The sequence below is a fragment of the Croceibacterium sp. TMG7-5b_MA50 genome (assembly GCF_039830145.1).
Classification (GTDB): Bacteria; Pseudomonadota; Alphaproteobacteria; order Sphingomonadales; family Sphingomonadaceae; genus Croceibacterium.
The window spans coordinates 2,704,320-2,721,284 of the sequence record NZ_CP156082.1; the positions used below are offsets into that span (position 1 = coordinate 2,704,320).

The following is a 16,965-nucleotide window of genomic DNA, read 5'->3' on the forward strand; positions in this document are numbered from 1 at the left end:
CCCGCCGGTCCGCCTGGGCTACATGTACTTCATGGTGATGGTGATCGCCTTGACCTCACCCGCGGCGACCGGGAAGGCGGTGCGGGTATAGCTCGGCCGGCCAAGGTTGAAGATGTTGATGGACGGGTTGTTGCTCATGCCCCCGCCATCCGTGGTCAGGTCGGTCTTGCCGTTATTGTTGATGTCGTGCCGGATCGCGATGGCATAGGTACCCGCGACCGGCACCGGCATGCAGACCTGCATCGTGCCGGCGCGCGCAGGCAGCTCGATCCGGTTGACCCAGCGCCCGCTCTCCAGCCAGTCGGCCCGGATGCCCCGATAGAGCTGCACCCGCAGGGTGCCGCCACCTGACTTAACGCCTGATACCGTGATGTTCACCGCCGGTCCGGCACCTGCCCGGCAATAGGCGGTGTTGTGTCGCAATTCGTTGCGGAACTGGGCGGCGGCGGGCGTCGCCGTTCCGGCCAGCAGGCCGATCCCTGCCAAGGTGGCGACGATCGGGCGGAGAGTATTCATGGCAGACAACGCAAGGTTCCGTAAACTGTTGGGCAGATAAGGCGAGGGCATCAGGTACGTGCCGGCCACAAATCCCCGCGTCCCTAACGGTCGGAGACAAGTGATGGTGGCGCGATTGCCGCAGGGGCAGTGAACTCGTGCTTAATCGTGCATTCTCCAGATGGGCAGATCGGGGCAGACGCACTACACCTTCCACTCCGGGGGCCGTGCCCCGCGGCGAAATGTTCGCCTTAGATAGGGAAGGCCCAGTGGACCCGCAAATTCGTTTCACGCACTGGCCGGGTCCGCTGCCGCATGTGACGGTGGTGATTCCCGCGTGGAACATGGCGCGTTACCTCGCGCGGTCGGTCGCCAGCGCGCTGGCGCAGACCTGGCCGGCGCTGGACGTGTTGGTCGTCGATGACGGATCGACCGACGACACGCTCGCCCTGGCGGAGGCGATCGCCGCGCGCGAGCCGCGGGTGACCGTTCGCTCCTTCCCCAATGGCGGCGTCGCGCGTGCACGCAACCGCGGGACGGAGGCGGCGCGCGGCACCTATGTCGCCTATCTGGATGCCGACGATCTATGGCATCCGACCAAGATCGAGAAGCAGATGGCAGCGCTGCGCAGCCATGCGGACGATGACGGCTGGGTGGGCTGCTATGCCCTGTTCCGCATGGTGGATGACGGTGATCGCGTGCTGGCCAGCGGCTACGGCGCGGGGAAGCGGGGATCGTTCTTCTTCGATCACCTGCTCGTCAACCATGTCGGAAATGGGTCCAGCCTGCTGGTCTTGCGGGAGGCGGCGTTGGCGGTGGACGGATTCGACCCATCCTATGCGGAGGCGGGGATCGGCGGTAGCGAGGATTTCGATTTCCAGCTGCGTCTGCTGATGCGCTACAAGCTGGAATATGTACCGGAATACCTGGTGGGGTACCGCCTGCATGCCGCGCAGATGTCGGCCGACCAGACGCGCATGGCATTGGGTCACATCGCAGTGGTCGAACGCTTCGTCCATCTGGCGCAGCTGGACGGGCGGCAGGCGCAGTTCGCGCTGGTGGCGGCGAACCGCGCGGCAGCGATCGCAATGGCGCGCTCTGGCGATTGGCGCAACGCCGCGCGGGCGGCGCGGCAATTGTGGAGCGACGACCGCTCCGCCGCGGTGGGCTTCGCCGCGGAACGGCTGCGCTTTGGTGCGAAACGCGCGCTGGCGCGCCTGGGGCACAGCTGGGGCAGCCATGCACGGCTGTCGCCCCGGTCGTGGCATTTCGCTGAATGCGATCCCTTGCCCGGCATCCTGCCGGACGGGCGGCAGGCACGACCGGGATCGCCGCTCTACCCCGCGCCGCTGGATACCCTACAGGGCCCGCTGGCAGAAGACGAGGCGGTCGAGGACGCGATTGCCGCGTCGCCGGATCCAGTGGAAAGTGAGTGGCGCACCCGACAGGATTCGAACCTGTGACCCCTGCCTTCGGAGGGCAGTACTCTATCCAGCTGAGCTACGGGTGCTGGGTGGCCGTGCCCCTACATCGGCAGTGGCAGCGGGGTCAAACGCAATCGTGCAGGGCTTGACGTTGTTCTCCATGCGTTCCAGCAAGGGGCATGGTTGATTCCCTTGCCTTGTTCGCTGCCGGGGCCCTGCAGAACGATGCGGAGCGTCGATCGCGCGCGGTGACGCGGGGCATCTGCCGGCTGTTCGCCCGCAACGATATCTGGGTGCTGGCCGAAATGCCGCTGCGCAACGGCCGTCGGGCGGACCTGATGGGGGTGGATGCGCAAGGGCGGATCGTGATCGTGGAGATCAAGACCGCCCGCAGCGATCTGCTGGGTGATGGCAAGTGGCCCGATTACCTGGACTTCTGCGACCGCTTCTATTGGGGCCTGCCGCCGGAACTGGACCGGTCCGTGCTGGAAGGCGCCGATTACCGGCCTGATTGCTGCGGCATCATCGTTGCCGACGGCTACGATGCGGAAATCGTGCGCCCTGCCCCCAGCCATCCGCTGAACGCCGCCCGCCGGCGGGTCGAGGTGGAGCGGCTGGCGCGTGCCGCGCTGAGAAGGCAGGTCGTGGCGCTCGATCCCGAATGTGCGGCCTTCGGTTCTTAGCCCATCAGCCCCAGCACCAGCAGCAACGATACGAACAGGGCAATGATGACCTGGATGAACACGCACAGCGCCAGCGTGCGCCACAGGGCGGAGCCGCGCGACAGGCCATAGGCATGGCGCAGCTGCGTTGCGATGTGCCACACCGGGATTACCGAACCTGCCACGAACAGCCAGTCGAGCGTCACGCCAGCGATGCCAAGCACGGTCAGCACCATAAATAGCAGTGACATGAACGACAGCGAGTAGGTGACGAACACCGCGTGGTCATACATGCCGTAACGCGGCCGCCACAGGAACAGCAGCGCCACGAACGGGATCGATAGGGGGATCAACAGCCAGCTGAACTTGTAGCTGTTCGATTGCAGCTTGTAGAGGGCGAGGCCAGGATTCCGGCGTGCCTTGGCGATGCCCTTGTCCAGCCGCTTCCAGCCGGTGTGGACCTCCTCCAGCCCTTCGATCGTGTCCGGCCCGGTGCGTGCCGCCTCCATGGCGGTGATGCGGCCGTTCAGTTCGTCCAACTGCCCCTGCAATTGTGGACGCTGCGGATCACCGGCGGGCAGGGCGGCAAGGTCGCGCGTGACCCTGGTCCGATCCGCTTCCGCCTGGCTTTGTACCTGCTTCATCTGCGCCACCGCATCGTCCGGGAGACCAATGTCGGCCGGCGGGCTGAGGCCGATGATCTGGAACACCGCGAACATGATGAAGATGGTGAACAGGAACAGGCCCATCGGGGAGACGAAGCGCGCCCGTTCCCCTTCGATGTAGCGGCGAGTCAGTTGCCCCGGCCGGCGTAGCAGCAGCGGCAGCGTGGCGAAGGTCCGTCCTTCAAAATGCAGTGCCCCGTGCAGCAGGTCATGCAGGAAGGCGCCCGCTGTACGATGGACATGCGCCTGTTGGCCGCAGGCATGGCAATGGCTGCCGATCAGCGCGGTCCCACAATTGAGGCAGGCATGTTCCGCCGTGTGCCCGTCCGATGTCACCGGAGCGGAAGGCTCCGCCACCAATCCGCCGGCCGGTATGGCCGCCTGCAAGACTTCGCTCATGCCCCAACCCCCTGGCTGCAACCGCATGATACCGCCGGGCGGTGCCCTGTCGAGCGGAACAGAGGCGGAACAGGGTGCACATGTCGGCGTTGATGTCGACAAAGGAGCATCATGCCGTGATTGCAGAAAAGCCTGACGAGAACCCGAAGTCGCACCCGGTCTCCAATGCGGAGAAGGATCCGGACACCTGGACCACCGGTGACGAGCCAATGACCGGCGCGCAGGCCAGCTATCTCAAGACGTTGAGCGAGGAAGCGGGCGACGAAGGGCAGTACGACACCGAACTGACCAAGGCGGAGGCATCGAAGCGGATCGATGCGCTGCAGGAGAAGACCGGGCGCGGCCAGTAACGGCCACGCCCGGCTGAGGTCCTCAGTCCAGCGCGGTGAAGCGGAAATTGCGGAACCGCGCCTCTCCCGGCCCGGCGGCGTAGAGGCCGGGCCGCAGCATCAGGAAGCCGCCGCGCACATTGTGGTGGTAGCCCGACACCTCCATGCCGCGGTCGAACCGGTGCCAGGTCTGCCCGCCATCGCCGCTGGTATCGAACGTGATGATGTGGGCGTCGTTGGTTACGCGCAGCCGCATGCGCCGCCCGTGCGGATTGGCCGGGCGTCCACGCTCGATCCCGTATTGGTGGGTGACGAACCGCTGCTCGTCAAAGCCTAGCCCGGCATAAAGCTTGTCGTCATAGAACAGGATCAGGCCTGCCCGACCACCGGGCGCAACCTCGATATCGCATTCGAAGGTGTAGCGGGTATCGCCCGCCGTCAGCAGCAGCGGCGACCCGCTGGACGGTGCCTCCCCCTTGCCAGCCAGGTGCAGCGTGCCATCCGCCACCCGGATGCGGCTGGCCTCGTCGGCAGATGGGCGGAAGAAGGCCCACTTGCTGCCCAGCACGAGCGGCTGGGAGAAATCGTCCGACAGCGCCATGCCATGCGGCTGCGCGGCTCCGCCGCCTGGCTTGGTGATCGGCTGCGACAGGTCGCCGCCGGTCATGTCGAACCAGCCATCGTCGGTGAAGCGGACCGGATCCATCAGGCACTGCCGGCCCAATGTCCAGAACCCGTTCTCGAACCCGTGATAGACGGACCACCAGCTGTCATCGGGTGCCTGCACCAGACTGGCATGACCGCGTGACCACCACGCCTCCTCCGCGCTGGTGGTGCGCACCAGCGGGTTGCGCGGATGGTGTTCCCATGGCCCGTTGATGGATCGCGACCGGGCCGCGATCACCATGTGGCCGGTCGGCGGCCCGGCGGTGCCGCCCACCGCCGTCAGCATGTAGAACCAGTCGCCGATCCGATGGATCTTGGGCCCTTCCGGGGCGAAGCCTTCCACCACCCAGTCGGACGGATAGCGCCAGGGGTCGTAGACATGCTCCACCGGGCCGGCGAGCGAGAGGTTGTCGTCAGCCAGGCGCACACGGTCCCCGCCGGACAGGAACAGCCAGCGGCTGCCGTCCTCCCCCACCGCATGGCACGGGTCGATATGGTTCGGCAGGCCGAGCGGCACGGGGTCGCTCCACGGCCCCTCGATGTTCTCGGCCCAGGTGACGAAGGTGTCGTTCGGTTCCGCCTTGACCGGAATGAACAGGTAGTAGCGGCCGTTATCCTTGTGCAGCGATGGTGCCCAGACCGAACCGATATTGCGGGTGAGCGCCGCCTTCAGCGGGCGCCAGTTCACCAGATCGCGCGAATGCCAGATGGTGAGGCCGGGATAGGCGTCGAAGGTGGAGAAGGTCATGTAGTAATCCTCCCCATCCTTCAGGATCGCCGGATCAGGCCGATCGCCGGAAATCAGCGGGTTGAGGAAGGTACCGTTACCAAGATCGGACACGCGTTGATTGTCGAAGCCGCGCCGGTAAGCCTTTGACGACGGGGCGGGGGATGCGGTCTGCGCCATCGCGCCGCCACCCGGGATCAGTGTCGCAAGGCCGGCGGCTGCGGTGCCGGCGAACAGGGAACGGCGATCGGTCTGCATTCTCGTCTCCATCAACCCAGTGGTGTAGTGCGCGCCCAGGCGCGCCAGAGTTCGGGCCAGATCTCTACCGGCTTGCCGGTCGTGCCGCGCAGGCCGAAGCCGTGGCCGCCGACCTCGAATAGATGGGTTTCCACCCGGACACCTGCTGTCTTCAGCGCCTCCCGCAGGCGCAGCGTGTTGGCGACGGGCACGACGTTGTCGTCTTCCGCGTGGAGCAGGAAGAACGGCGGCGCATCGGCCAGCACGACACGGTCTGGCGAATGCGCCGCCTCCAGTTCCGGTGAGGGGTTCGGCCCCAACAGCAGGTCGCGCGATCCGGCATGGGCGATTGCCGGGTCCATGGAGATGACCGGATAGATCGGCGCCGCCGCGGAAGGGCGGGCGGACAGCCGGTCCGCCGCGTCGATCGGCTGGTAGGCCGGGTGGGCGAAGCGGGTCGACAGGTCGGCGCACAGATGTCCGCCGGCGGAGAAGCCCATCGCGCCGACCCGTTCGGGATCGACGCCGTATTCGGCCGCGCGGTGGCGGATCAGCCGGATGGCGCGCTGCGCGTCGGCCAGCGGCGCGTCTGCGCGGTTCTGCCAGCCATCACCGGGCAACCGATAGAACAGGACGAATGCCGTGAAGCCGCGCGCATTCATCCAGCGGGCGAGCTCGTACCCTTCCTTGTCGATCACCACGCGGGAATAGCCGCCGCCGGGCGTCAGCAGCACGGCGGCGCCGTTCGGCTGCTGCGGCCGGAACACCACCATGCGCGGCGTGGCGGTCCGCTCGACGTAACGGTCCGACAAGGCCGGGTCGGTCGAACGCTGCGTGATCTTTTCCGCCGGCAGCGGATCGGGCGCGCCGGGCACGCCGCCGGGCCATAATTCGATCACCTCCGCCGGATCAGGTGTCGGCACCGGCAGGTCGCTGCCGGGCGCGGTAGCCTGCGCTCCGGCGGCGGAATGGGTGACGATGGCCCCAGCCGACAATGCCAGGCTTGCTGCCAGCAGCGATCGGCGGTCGGTGGAGGCCATCGTCATTCTCCCGTTTTTACAATTGGACGCGTACGCCGGCCATGATGATGCGGCCGAAGCGGTTGTTCTCATAATTGCGGCGGGTGAAATCATCCACCCAGCGCTTGCGCGCCGCGTCCGTCAGGTTGGTACCCTCGACCGTCAGCGACACCTGTTCGGTCAGGTTGTAGCGGACCGATGCATCGACGTTCAGGATGTCCTCGAACCCTTCGAACACGTTGCGGTTGCCGCTGACGCCGTCGATGTACTCGTCCCGCCAGGCGAGCGAGGTGCGAATGGAGATCTTGTCGTTCTCCCAGTACAGGGTGCCGTTCGCCGCCTTCTTCGCCATGTCGAGCAGCGGACGGGTATACACCTCCGAGATGCCGGTCGGGTTGCCGCTGCGGTCAAGGCCTGTGCCGGCGGACGGAACGGTGTAGTCCACGTCGCTGTCGATCAGCGTGACGTTGCCGAGCACGCCGAAGCCGCCGAGGAACGTGCTGTCGGTGAACACGCTGAACGGCAAGTTGAGTGAGAACTCCACGCCGCGCAGGCTGCCGCCGGGATTGTTGATCTGCGTGCGATATTCGATCGGCACGTTGATGTTCGTGCCGCCGACGATCGCCTCGTACAGCGGTGTCCCCGGGGTCAGCAGCGATGTCGGCAACTGGCTGTCGGCAAAGGTGCCGTTCTGACTGCCGGCGATCGGGAAGTTGTCAATCTCCTTGGAGAAGACAGCGACGGAGGCCAGCGCACCGGGGGCGAAGTACCATTCCAGCGCCGCGTCATAGGCCATGGCCCGGAACGGCTCCAGGAACGGGTTGCCGGTGGTGATGCGGAAGTTGAACGGATCGACCGATCCGCCCGGCGTCAGCGCCCCCAGCGACGGACGGGTGATGACCCGGCTCATCGCGCCGCGCAGGATCAGGTCGTCGGTCAGGAACAGATTGGCGTTCAACGCCGGCAGGAAATCATCATAGTCACGCTCGACCGTTACCTGCTGCGTGCCGACGAAGCCGGTGGACGACTGGTCCGTGCGGACATAGCGCAGGCCCAGATTACCGGTGAAGCGCAGGCCGAAGAAGTCGCTGTCCCAGTTCGCCTGGACATAGCCGCCTGTTGTCTCCTCCCGCACGGAACGGGTATCGCCGGGGAAGGCGGCGGGATCGCGGCCGAACAGATTGACCGCATCGGCCGCGGGGCCGAGCAGCGGCACGACCCATTCATTAGTGTTGCCGGCCGGCTGTCCCGCGCTGCCCAGCTGGAACAGCTCGGCAATATCGGCGGTCACCGGCAGGCCGTACTGACCCGGGGCGCAGGCGTAGGCCGCGCAATAGGTGCTGTCCGCGCGATAGCCGATCGTGTCGAAGTCGAACCGGCGATACACGCCGCCCACCTCGAAGTTCAGCTCCGGCGTCGCCTGCCAGTCGATATTCCCGGACACGGTGCGGAACTTGTTGGTGGTTTCGGATGGGCGATCACGGAACTCAGCCAGCTGGAACTGCGCGGGATTGCTGATCCCGTTGTTCCCGAAGCTTAGCTGCGGGTTGTCCATGTCGCTGTAATCGTAGCTGTAGCCGTTGAAGTCACGGTCATCGAAGATGATCGTCGCCTCGCGCGTGATCGGCGCTTCCGACTTGGAGAAGCCGCCCAGCAGGTCAATCTTCACCGTGTCGCTGAGTTCGTGCTCCAGCCGTGCGGAGACCTGGTGAAATTTCGTCTCGCTCTCGCGCTGGTAACGCTCGGTCCGCACCCAGGCATTGTTGAACGTGCCGGAGATCAGGTTGTTGTCCGCATCGATTTCGTAATCGACGACATCGATGGTCCGCTCGTTGGAACGGAACAGCACCTCGCCCCAATATTCGTCACGGCTGGCCTTGAAAGTCGAATACAGGCCATCGACCGACAGCTTGGTGCGATCGGTTGGGGCCCACTGGACCGAACCCGTCAGGCCCAGCCGCTCACGGTCATGCTCCACCGCGCCGTAACGCGGAATGCGCGGGTGAAAGGCGAGGCCAACGGCGTTGCACGCACTGTTGGGCGTGTAGGTGGTGCCGGTATAGCACGACGATCCGCCGACGGAGCGGAACGCGCCTTGCGTCCAGCGCACGGAATTGTTGCCGAGTTCGCTGGTCTTGTACTGGGAATAGGCGGCCGACGCGCTAACGCCGAAGGTGCCGTCCTCGTTCGTCCAGCCGATCAGGCCGGCGAGCCGCGGCCCGGCATCTTCGCTGAGATCGTTGTAGCGGACCTGGGCGGACGCGACGGCGCTGAAGCCGGTGTCGAGCGCCAGCGGGTTGCCGGTGTTGAGGTCGACCACCGCGCCCAGCGATCCTTCGTCCAGCGACGCCTCGGCAGTCTTGTGGACAACCAGGCTGCTGAACAGTTCGGACGCGAAGACGTTGAAGTCGAAGCCGCGTTCACGGTTTGCGCCGGCATCGGCGGTGGCGGTGGCGACCGCCTCCATCCCGTTCACGCGCACGCGGGTGAACTGCTGCCCCAGGCCGCGCACGGTGATCGCACGCCCTTCGCCAGCCTCGCGCTGAATGGACACGCCCGGCACGCGCTGCAGTGATTCGGCGAGGTTGGTGTCGGGGAACTTCGCGATATCCTCCGCCACGATCACGTCGACCTGGCTGGCGGACTGCCGCTTGGCGGCGATGGCGGCGTCCAGCGCCTGCCGGAAGCCGGTGACGACGATCTCGTTCCCGGCGGCGGCGTCCACCACCTCGTCTGTCTCGTCCTGCTGCACGGACGCGCCCGGCGTGACTTCCTGCTGCGCCTGCGCGACCTGCGGCAGCGAGATTGCGCTGCCCAGCAGCAACGCAGCCTTGAGCTTGCCCGTGAATACCCGCTTGTTCATGATATGCATCCCACTTGTACTAGCGGTGTCATTAGAAAAGGGATGCAATGGGCCTTTCGGCCACGCTCCCAGGACATCCGCCACGCTCCATTCACCCGGTCTTTTCGGAAACCGGTGTCATTTGGTCTTGTCCGGTGCTGCCGTCGCTGTCAAGACTGACGGCGGGAGAATGCCATGAACATCTTTGCAAGATTGAGCCTGTCCGCAGCCGCCATAACCGGCGTGCTCTGCAGCCTGCCCGCAGCGGCCCATCCGGACGATCCGACCCAGGGCGGCACTGGCGGGCGGATCATCCGCGTGACCACCCTAGCGAAGGACGGCCCCGGCAGCTTGGCGGAAGCGCTGGCGACCAAGGGCAAGCGGATCATCGTGTTCGAGGTCGCCGGCGCGATCGACCTGGAAAAGTCATCGCTCACCATCACCGAACCCTTCGTCACGATCGCGGGCCAGACCGCGCCATCTCCCGGCATCACCCTGATGCGCGGCGGGATCGACGTGACCACGCATGACGTGATCCTGTCCAACATGCGCATCCTCAACGGATCGAACGGCGAACCGTTGCTGAGCGGGTGGGAGGCGGACAGCTTCTCCACCGTGGGCGCGTACAATGTGGTGGTGGAGAACAACACGTTCCTGTGGGCGGTGGACGAGAACATGTCCGCCAGCGGCCCGCGCTTCACCGGCGACACGGTGGAGGAATGGCGGGAGGGCACCAGCCACGATATCGTGTTCCGCCTGAACCTGGCGGCGGAAGGCCTGGCGAACTCCACCCACCCCAAGGGGGAGCATTCGAAAGGTTCGCTGATCCACGACAATGCCACCGGCATCGTGTTCGACCGCAACATCTGGGCCCACAATGTGGAGCGCAGCCCGCTGGTGAAGGGCGGGGCCCAGGTGCTGATGGTCAACAACCTGATCTACAACCCGCAGCACCGCGCGGTGCACTACAACCTGATGGACCTTGAGTGGGCGGGACACGAGCCTGTCACCGGGGAGATCACCGCGGTCGGCAACGTCCTGCGCGGCGGCAACGACACGGACGAGAACATGCCGTTCCTGATGCTGGGCGGCGTGGGGGACCTCGCCTATCATGCCAGCGACAACATCGCGGTGGACCTGCACGGCAACCCGCTGCCCGCCTTCGGCCGGTACGGCAACACGGCGGCCAAGCTGATCGAGGCGCCGCAGCCGCTGGCCAGCCTGGCAGGGTACGACATCATGCCCGCCGCCGATGTCGAGACTACGGTGCTCGCCACGGCGGGCGCGCGGCCATGGGATCGCGGGCCGCAGGAAGTGCGCGTGCTGTACTTCATCGCCGAAGGGCGGGGCGACGTGATCGACAGCGAGGTCGAGGTGGGCGGCTATCCCACGATCGCGCCGACCGCTGCCCCGTTTGTGGACCGCGACTGGGACCTTGCCACGATGCGGCCGAAGAACGGCGTCTATCCGGGCCAAAAGGAAGGCGCGCAGGAACATCTGTCGCCCCGCGACCGGGCCATGCGGGAGTCACGCTGATGCGCCGGTTCGCACCGCTGCTGGCCCTGCTCGCCAGCCCTGCCGTGGCGCAGGACCATGCCGCGGCGCCTGCCGCATCCTCCGCCCCGCCGATGGTGGTGGTGCGAGAGGCGGATGTGGAGAAGCGCGAGCCAGTGCCCCACGGCGCGATCGGCATGTCCACATCGTATCGCATCAGCGATGCGGCGCCGCAGCCGCGCACCATGGAGTTCCGCCGCCGTGTGCTGGACGTGGGCGCCGCCATCGGCGAACACCCGATCGCGCATGACGAGGTGTATTACGTCACCGTCGGCGAAGGTGTGGTGATCTCCGACGGGGTGGAGGCGACGCTGACCCCCGGCATGACGGCCTACCTGTACGATGGCGCCGTGGTCGGCATCCGTCAGGTGGGCGAGGAGCCACTATCGCTGATCATCGCCTATCCGGTGAAGAAGTGAGTGGACGGGCACTCCGGGGCTGACCGGGGTGCCCGTCGATTTTCAGGTGCCTGGCTGGATGTAGGGCGCCTTGGCCCATAGCTCCCGCTCCCACCGGCGCGGATCGCTGACAGCAGCGATGGATTCCTGCCCGACGACCAGAGTTTGCCGATCGGGCAAGGTGTAGGGCTGCCAGTCCACTTGGCCCGTACGGGCGAGCCCGGTGAATGCGCCCATCATCCGCCGGCTGATCTCCCGTGCACGGGCATCATTGCCGGAGAAACTGCCCTTCGCTTCCAGCGTGCCGAAGACGTAGGGTATGTCGTCCGTATGCGCGGCCCCGCGCAGCGGATCGACGGGGGATGGGCGGTCGAGCTGGTAGACCCAGGTCTTCTCCGCCCCGGCGGCGGCGCGCGCATCCGCCTCCAGCACCTGGCCCGGCCAGCTGCGCCCGGCGGTAGTCGCGGCGTAGAACGCCTGCTCCACTGTCCAGTCAGGATACTGTGCGCGATATTGCGCCGCGACCCAGCACGGATCGAGGTCGATGATGATGTTGGACGCCAGCCGCTCCGCCAGATTGTCCCAGGTCAGGCCCTGCAACACCGGCCCGCGCGGATTGATGAAGGCGCGTGTCTCGTCATGCGTGTTGCCCAGGATCATGGGAATGTCGTGCGACTGCGCCGGCGCATCGGGCCAGAAGGGGTGGCGCGGCAAGTGCACCATATCGAGCACCGGGCCGAAATAGACCCGCCCGCCGCGGATCGGGTCCTCCGCCTGCAAACCTTCCATCAATCGTTCCACCGGCATGGCCAGCAGCGCGTCGGTGCCGCCTTCGGCCACGCCGACCTTCGCCATGAAGGCGCGCATCCGTGCGGTGGCGTTGGCAGGTCCGGTGGCGGTGACCTGCTGCCCGCTCATGGTGGCGGCAGCGTGGAACAGGCCGGCGGCGGCGGGCATCGCCATCAGCGTGGCGATCTTCGCGCCCCCGCCCGACTGGCCGAACACCATCACGCGGGCGGGGTCGCCGCCGAACGCGGCAATGTTGTCGCGCACCCACTTTAGCGCGCAGATCAGGTCCAGCTGCCCCAGATTGCCGCTGTCGCGGAAGCGTTCGCTCCATGGGGACAGCCAGCCATAGCCGAGCACGTTCAGCCGCTGGTTGACCGTCACCACGACCACATCGCCATCCGCTGCCAGGTGCGGCCCCTGGGTCAATGGGTCGGTGACCGTGCCGGTGGTGTAGGCGCCGCCATGGAAGTAGACCATCACCGGCCGCCTGGCCGCGGGCGCGATCTCCGGCGTCCAGACGTTGAGGTACAGGCAATCCTCGCTCTGCGGCTCGTCCGTCTGGCCCTGCTGCGGCGCGATCGGGCCGAAGGCGGTGGCCGTCAGCCGCTCCGTAGAGGAAGGCACCGCAACGGGAGGTGCCCAGCGCGCCGCCGTGGCAAAGCGGATGCCGAGAAAGGCAGGTACGCCGCGGTCGACCAGCCCGGTGTAGCGTCCTGCCCGGACGGAGCGGCCGAGCCGCTGCGCCAGTGCCGGACCTGCTGCCAGCGCTGCGCCGGCCACGCCGCCGGCGATTACCGCGCGGCGGCTGATGCCGTCAGCGGCGGACATCGCCGCCGCCGTCGAAGGCGTCCAGCTCCGCCCGCGTGATTGCAATCGTGTCGCCCGGCACGCCGTGCTTCATCGCCGCCATGGCCAGCGCGCTGCGCGCCATTTCGCGGGCAGAGGCCCCTTCCAGGTAGCGCAGCAGCAGGCCCGCGGCGAAGGCGTCGCCGGTGCCGATACGGTCGACGATGTTCTCGATCCGCATGTCGTCGGTCTGCCAGTGGTCGTTCCGAAGATCGACCCGAGCCGCCAGTTCGTGCGTGGAGGCGGCGGCGACATGGCGCGCGGTGGAGGCGATCAACTTGAGCTTCGGGAAAGCATCGAACGCCGCCTCCGCCGCCTGCCGCCGCCGGTCGGGCCCATCGCCGCTGAACTGTTCGCCCAGCAGCAGCGAGATGTCGCGGTGATTGCCGATCAGCACCTCTGCCTCGCGGACGAGGCCGGTCAGGATCTCGCGCGGATTGCTGTCCCAGGCGGACCACAAGTTCGACCGGTAATTGCCGTCGAAGCAGATCGGCACGCCCGCCGCATTCGCCGCATCCACCGCCGCCTGCGCCAGCGCCACGCCGCCCGGCCCGAGAGCGGGGGTGATGCCGGAGATGTGCAGCAAGGCCGCGCCATCCAGCGCGCCGGCGAAATCGAACTGGTCGGGCGTCGCCGCGACGAAGGCGCTGTGGGCCCGGTCATACGTCACACGGCCCGCGATCGGGCCGGACGGCTGTTCGAAGAAGTACAACCCCATGCGCCCGGGTCCCGTGGCGATGCGGCTGATGTCCACGCCCGCCGATCCCAGCGCCCCGCTTGCCATGCGGCCCAGCGGATTGTCCGGCACCAGGCTGACCGCGCGCACCGGCCGGCCGAGGGAGGACAAGGCGATGGCGACGTTCGCCTCCGCCCCGCCGACATCGATGCCCAGCAACGGCGTGCGCGCCAGCGGCACCTGACCCGGCGGGGTCAGGCGCAGCAGCAACTCGCCAAAGGTGACGACCGGAGCGTGTGGGGCGGCGGACTGGTTGCTCACCGGCCCATCCAGCCGCCATCGACCGCCAGGACCTGACCCTGCACGTAATCGGCCGCCTTGCTGCCCAGGAACACGGCGGCGCCGCCGATGTCCTCCGGCGCGCCCCAGCGCCCTTCGGGGATACGTTCCAGGATCTGCCGGTTGCGCGTCTCGTCCGCCTGCAGCGCGGCGGTGTTGTTGGTGGCGATGTAGCCGGGGGCGATGGCATTGACGTTGATGCCCTTGGCCGCCCACTCGTTCGCCAGCAGCTTGGTCAGGCCGGCCACGCCGCTCTTGCTGGCGGTGTAGCTGGGGACTCGGATGCCGCCCTGGAAGGACAGCAGGCTGGCGACGTTGATGATCTTGCCACGCTCGCCCGTCTGGCTGGCCCAGCCGGTCATGTGGCGCGCCGCCGCCTGGCACAGGAAGAACAGCACCTTCAGGTTGGTGTCCATGACCGCGTCCCAATCGGCTTCGGTGAAGTCCAGCGAGTCCGCGCGGCGGATGATGCCGGCATTGTTGACCAGGATGTCGATGCGGCCGAACTTCGACGCCACCGTGTCGACCACGCCCGCGACCGGGGCGGTGGAGCTGAGGTCGGCGCCGACCAGTTCGCACCGGCGGCCCATCGAACGCACCTTGGCGGCTGTTTCCTCCGCCGCGCTGCGGCCGACGGCGGCGATGTCGGCCCCGGCGGCGGCGAGCGCCAGCGCGATGCCTTGCCCAATGCCCGTATTGGCACCGGTGACCAGCGCCACGCGGCCGGTCAGGTCAAACAAAGCCATAATCCATTCACTCCAAGGAAACCGGTGTCACAGACAGTGTAGGCGTGTTCGCCGGGTCAGATCAACCCGCCGGACCGCCCGGAACGGGCGGCTGGACGGAGGCGCGCTGCACCAGATCGGCGGGGAAGCGGCTCGGCTCGTCCGCTGCCCGGTCGGGCTGGATCAGCTTCACCGCGGCGGCCCGCGCCATCAGCGTGATGGGCCAGCGCACCGTCGTCATCGGCGGCCAGATATGCTTGGCGATCGGGGAATCGTCAAAACCGATCAGCGACAGGTCGCCCGGCACCTCCAACCCTCGACGCTGGGCAGCATGGAGGGCGCCCGCCGCCATTTCGTCGTTTGAGCAGAAGATGGCGGTCGGCGGCTGATCGACGCCCAGCAATTGCTGCGCGGCGAGCACGCCGGAATCGAATCGGTAATTGCCCGGTGCGACGTATTCGCCGGGGACCGGCAGACCGTGGCGGGCCATCGCCTCGCGAAAGCCAATTGCGCGTTCATGCGCGGACCGGAAGCCTTGCGGCCCCAGGATCAGCGCGATGCGGCGATGCCCCTCCGCAACCAGATGATCGACTGCGGCGGCGACGGCCTCCTGATCGTTGGAGCCGACCATGTGCGCGCTTTCGTCCAGCTGGGCTGAGCCCATCCGGACGTAGCCGCAGCCGACCTGCTGGCACATGCGGGCAAGATCGTCATTCTCGCTGATCGGCGGCAGGAACAGCACGCCATACAGCCGCTGGCGCTCGATAAAGCGGCGGCAATCGTCCACCAGCGTCGGCGAGTGGCGATCGACCGGGCGCACGACCAGCGCAAAATCGGTGTCGCGGATCACGTCGAGCACGCCTTCCTGCACGTTCAGCACCGTCTGCGCATTGGGATTGTCGTGCAGCAGTCCGATCAGGAAATTGCGCCGGAGCGCCAGTGCGCGCGCCTGCGGATTGGGGACGTAGCCCAGCTCGGCAATGGCCTGGTTCACCCGCTCCCGCGTGTCGGTACGCAGCAGGGGGGAGGCGTTGATGACGCGGCTGACCGTCTTCTTGGACACGCCGGCGACCCGCGCAACGTCATTGATTGTCGGCTGACCCTTGCTCATGGCAGTGCCGTTCTCCCCTCCGGCATGGTCATAGCCGCGGCAATGACCGATCCACAATCGGCATTGTTGAACTGCCAATCGCCCAACAAAGATTTTGACACCGGTTTCCGGCTGCGTCATCTGCCGTGGCATAAGTTTGACGGACGGGAAGGGACATTCCGCCATGAGCGGCGACCAGATCAGCGCAACCACCGGTGCGACCGAAATCGCGCGCGCCTTTGTCGATGCCCGGCGCGAGGGCATCTCGCTGCCGGCCTATCCGGGCGAGCGGCCGGAGACGCTGGCGGAAGCCTACGCTATCCAGGACCAGGCGCTGGAACTGTGGGGCGACCGGGCAATCGGCGGCTGGAAGGTCGGCAAGGTACCCCCGCAGCATCAGGAACGCCTCGGTGCCGACCGACTGGCCGGGCCGATCTTCACCGATACGATCTTCGAAGCGACGTCCGGTCTGTCGCTGCCCATCTTCGCCGGCGGCTTCGCCGCGGCGGAGGCGGAGTTCATGCTGCGCCTGGCCCCGCCGGCCGGCGCGACGCAGCCGCCGGCCACGAATGCCGAGGCACGCGGATGGGTCGATCAGGTGCGTCTCGGGATCGAGCTCGCCTCCTCCCCCTGGGCGGGCATTAATGCCGACGGGCCGTGCGTCACCGTGTCCGACCACGGCAACAATCACGGCCTGGTGTTGGGCCCGGTTCTGGCCGAGGCCGAGTGGGACCGCCTGGACGAGATCGAGGTGGCCGTGCTGTTCGACGATGACCTCGTCGCCACCGCCACTACCGCCACGATGCTGGACGGGCCGTTCGGCGCGATCCGCTTCCTGCTGGCGAACCTGGCGGCACGCGGCATCACGCCGCAGGCCGGCTGGTGGGTGTCGACCGGTGCGGTGACCGGCGTGCACGAGGTTGCCGCAGGCACGCAGGTTCGCGCGACCTTTGCCGGCGCCGGCGAGGTGGAGATGCGGGTCGGCTGATCAGCCGCTCACAGGGTCAACAACCAGTATCAGACGTTGCGAGCGACGATTACCTGTTGAGGCGCGTTGGTGATAGCGTTATCAAACCTCCTACT

At 67.0% G+C, this 16,965-nt stretch carries 15 protein-coding genes and 1 tRNA gene; 6 read left to right on the forward strand and 10 right to left on the reverse strand.

Features of this window, described 5'->3' with window-relative positions; translation table 11 throughout:
* Positions 1 to 18: 18 nt before the first annotated feature.
* On the reverse strand, positions 19 to 516 hold the full coding sequence (locus tag V5740_RS12625; protein ID WP_347302827.1) for a DUF2141 domain-containing protein: 498 nt from the start codon (positions 514 to 516) through the stop codon (positions 19 to 21).
* Positions 517 to 764: 248 nt separating this feature from the next.
* Between V5740_RS12625 and V5740_RS12630 the strand changes: the two genes are divergently transcribed.
* A complete protein-coding gene (locus V5740_RS12630; protein ID WP_347302828.1) occupies positions 765 to 1,958 on the forward strand; it encodes a glycosyltransferase family A protein in 1,194 nt (397 codons plus the stop codon).
* Here the strand turns inward: V5740_RS12630 and V5740_RS12635 are convergent.
* Positions 1,929 to 2,005 (reverse strand) — tRNA-Arg (locus V5740_RS12635). The genes V5740_RS12630 and V5740_RS12635 overlap by 30 nt on opposite strands.
* A gap of 93 nt (positions 2,006 to 2,098) precedes the next feature.
* Between V5740_RS12635 and V5740_RS12640 the strand changes: the two genes are divergently transcribed.
* Positions 2,099 to 2,602: an MmcB family DNA repair protein gene (locus tag V5740_RS12640; RefSeq protein WP_347302829.1), complete on the forward strand. Its 504-nt coding sequence runs from the start codon at positions 2,099 to 2,101 to the stop codon at positions 2,600 to 2,602.
* On the opposite strand, the gene V5740_RS12645 is transcribed toward V5740_RS12640, so the two are convergent.
* The gene (locus V5740_RS12645; protein WP_347302830.1) at positions 2,599 to 3,645 is read right to left on the reverse strand and encodes a DUF3667 domain-containing protein; all 1,047 of its coding nucleotides are present in this window, start codon (positions 3,643 to 3,645) and stop codon (positions 2,599 to 2,601) included. The genes V5740_RS12640 and V5740_RS12645 overlap by 4 nt on opposite strands.
* Before the next feature lie 116 nt (positions 3,646 to 3,761).
* Here V5740_RS12645 and V5740_RS12650 point away from each other — a divergent pair, with 116 nt between their 5' ends.
* Positions 3,762 to 3,995 carry a DUF3072 domain-containing protein gene (locus V5740_RS12650; protein WP_347302831.1) on the forward strand — a complete coding sequence of 78 codons (234 nt, stop codon included), beginning with the start codon at positions 3,762 to 3,764 and terminating at the stop codon, positions 3,993 to 3,995.
* Between the two features lie 22 nt (positions 3,996 to 4,017).
* On the opposite strand, the gene V5740_RS12655 is transcribed toward V5740_RS12650, so the two are convergent.
* The 3 genes from V5740_RS12655 to V5740_RS12665 form a co-directional block, all read right to left on the reverse strand.
* Positions 4,018 to 5,547, reverse strand: a complete 1,530-nt coding sequence (locus V5740_RS12655) for a family 43 glycosylhydrolase (RefSeq protein ID WP_347304528.1) — start codon at positions 5,545 to 5,547, stop codon at positions 4,018 to 4,020.
* 89 nt (positions 5,548 to 5,636) lie between these two features.
* Positions 5,637 to 6,650 (reverse strand): alpha/beta hydrolase, encoded by a 1,014-nt coding sequence (locus V5740_RS12660; protein ID WP_347302832.1) that lies wholly within the window; start codon positions 6,648 to 6,650, stop codon positions 5,637 to 5,639.
* A gap of 10 nt (positions 6,651 to 6,660) precedes the next feature.
* Positions 6,661 to 9,486, reverse strand: coding sequence for a TonB-dependent receptor (locus V5740_RS12665; RefSeq protein WP_347302833.1), 2,826 nt, complete (start codon positions 9,484 to 9,486; stop codon positions 6,661 to 6,663).
* 174 nt (positions 9,487 to 9,660) lie between these two features.
* On the opposite strand from V5740_RS12665, the gene V5740_RS12670 reads away from it, so the two are divergent.
* Positions 9,661 to 11,001, forward strand: coding sequence for a pectate lyase (locus V5740_RS12670; RefSeq protein WP_347302834.1), 1,341 nt, complete (start codon positions 9,661 to 9,663; stop codon positions 10,999 to 11,001).
* 92 nt (positions 11,002 to 11,093) lie between these two features.
* The gene (locus V5740_RS12675) at positions 11,094 to 11,438 is read left to right on the forward strand and encodes a cupin domain-containing protein (RefSeq protein ID WP_347304529.1); all 345 of its coding nucleotides are present in this window, start codon (positions 11,094 to 11,096) and stop codon (positions 11,436 to 11,438) included.
* Between the two features lie 42 nt (positions 11,439 to 11,480).
* On the opposite strand, the gene V5740_RS12680 is transcribed toward V5740_RS12675, so the two are convergent.
* From V5740_RS12680 to V5740_RS12695, 4 genes are read right to left on the reverse strand one after another with little or no spacing between them, the layout of a single operon-like run.
* Positions 11,481 to 13,034: a carboxylesterase family protein gene (locus tag V5740_RS12680; protein WP_347302835.1), complete on the reverse strand. Its 1,554-nt coding sequence runs from the start codon at positions 13,032 to 13,034 to the stop codon at positions 11,481 to 11,483.
* On the reverse strand, positions 13,021 to 14,049 hold the full coding sequence (locus tag V5740_RS12685; protein ID WP_347302836.1) for a sugar kinase: 1,029 nt from the start codon (positions 14,047 to 14,049) through the stop codon (positions 13,021 to 13,023). Before V5740_RS12685 ends, V5740_RS12680 begins: the two co-directional genes overlap by 14 nt.
* Positions 14,046 to 14,816, reverse strand: a complete 771-nt coding sequence (kduD, locus tag V5740_RS12690; protein ID WP_347304530.1) for a 2-dehydro-3-deoxy-D-gluconate 5-dehydrogenase KduD — start codon at positions 14,814 to 14,816, stop codon at positions 14,046 to 14,048. Before kduD ends, V5740_RS12685 begins: the two co-directional genes overlap by 4 nt.
* Before the next feature lie 58 nt (positions 14,817 to 14,874).
* Entirely contained in the window at positions 14,875 to 15,903 is a 1,029-nt protein-coding gene (locus V5740_RS12695) for a LacI family DNA-binding transcriptional regulator (RefSeq protein ID WP_347302837.1), read from the reverse strand.
* 163 nt (positions 15,904 to 16,066) lie between these two features.
* On the opposite strand from V5740_RS12695, the gene V5740_RS12700 reads away from it, so the two are divergent.
* The gene (locus V5740_RS12700) at positions 16,067 to 16,870 is read left to right on the forward strand and encodes a 2-keto-4-pentenoate hydratase (protein ID WP_347302838.1); all 804 of its coding nucleotides are present in this window, start codon (positions 16,067 to 16,069) and stop codon (positions 16,868 to 16,870) included.
* Positions 16,871 to 16,965 lie beyond the last annotated feature (95 nt).

Coding starts and splice junctions, on each gene's coding strand:
- V5740_RS12665 (WP_347302833.1), bottom strand. CDS start 9,486: ATGAACAAGCGGGTATTCACGGGCAAGCTCAAGGCTGCGTTGCTGCTG.
- V5740_RS12645 (WP_347302830.1), bottom strand. CDS start 3,645: ATGAGCGAAGTCTTGCAGGCGGCCATACCGGCCGGCGGATTGGTGGCG.
- V5740_RS12625 (WP_347302827.1), bottom strand. CDS start 516: ATGAATACTCTCCGCCCGATCGTCGCCACCTTGGCAGGGATCGGCCTG.
- V5740_RS12660 (WP_347302832.1), bottom strand. CDS start 6,650: ATGACGATGGCCTCCACCGACCGCCGATCGCTGCTGGCAGCAAGCCTG.
- V5740_RS12655 (WP_347304528.1), bottom strand. CDS start 5,547: ATGGCGCAGACCGCATCCCCCGCCCCGTCGTCAAAGGCTTACCGGCGC.
- V5740_RS12695 (WP_347302837.1), bottom strand. CDS start 15,903: ATGAGCAAGGGTCAGCCGACAATCAATGACGTTGCGCGGGTCGCCGGC.
- V5740_RS12675 (WP_347304529.1), top strand. CDS start 11,094: ATGGTGGTGGTGCGAGAGGCGGATGTGGAGAAGCGCGAGCCAGTGCCC.
- V5740_RS12670 (WP_347302834.1), top strand. CDS start 9,661: ATGAACATCTTTGCAAGATTGAGCCTGTCCGCAGCCGCCATAACCGGC.
- V5740_RS12640 (WP_347302829.1), top strand. CDS start 2,099: ATGGTTGATTCCCTTGCCTTGTTCGCTGCCGGGGCCCTGCAGAACGAT.
- V5740_RS12700 (WP_347302838.1), top strand. CDS start 16,067: ATGAGCGGCGACCAGATCAGCGCAACCACCGGTGCGACCGAAATCGCG.
- V5740_RS12680 (WP_347302835.1), bottom strand. CDS start 13,034: ATGTCCGCCGCTGACGGCATCAGCCGCCGCGCGGTAATCGCCGGCGGC.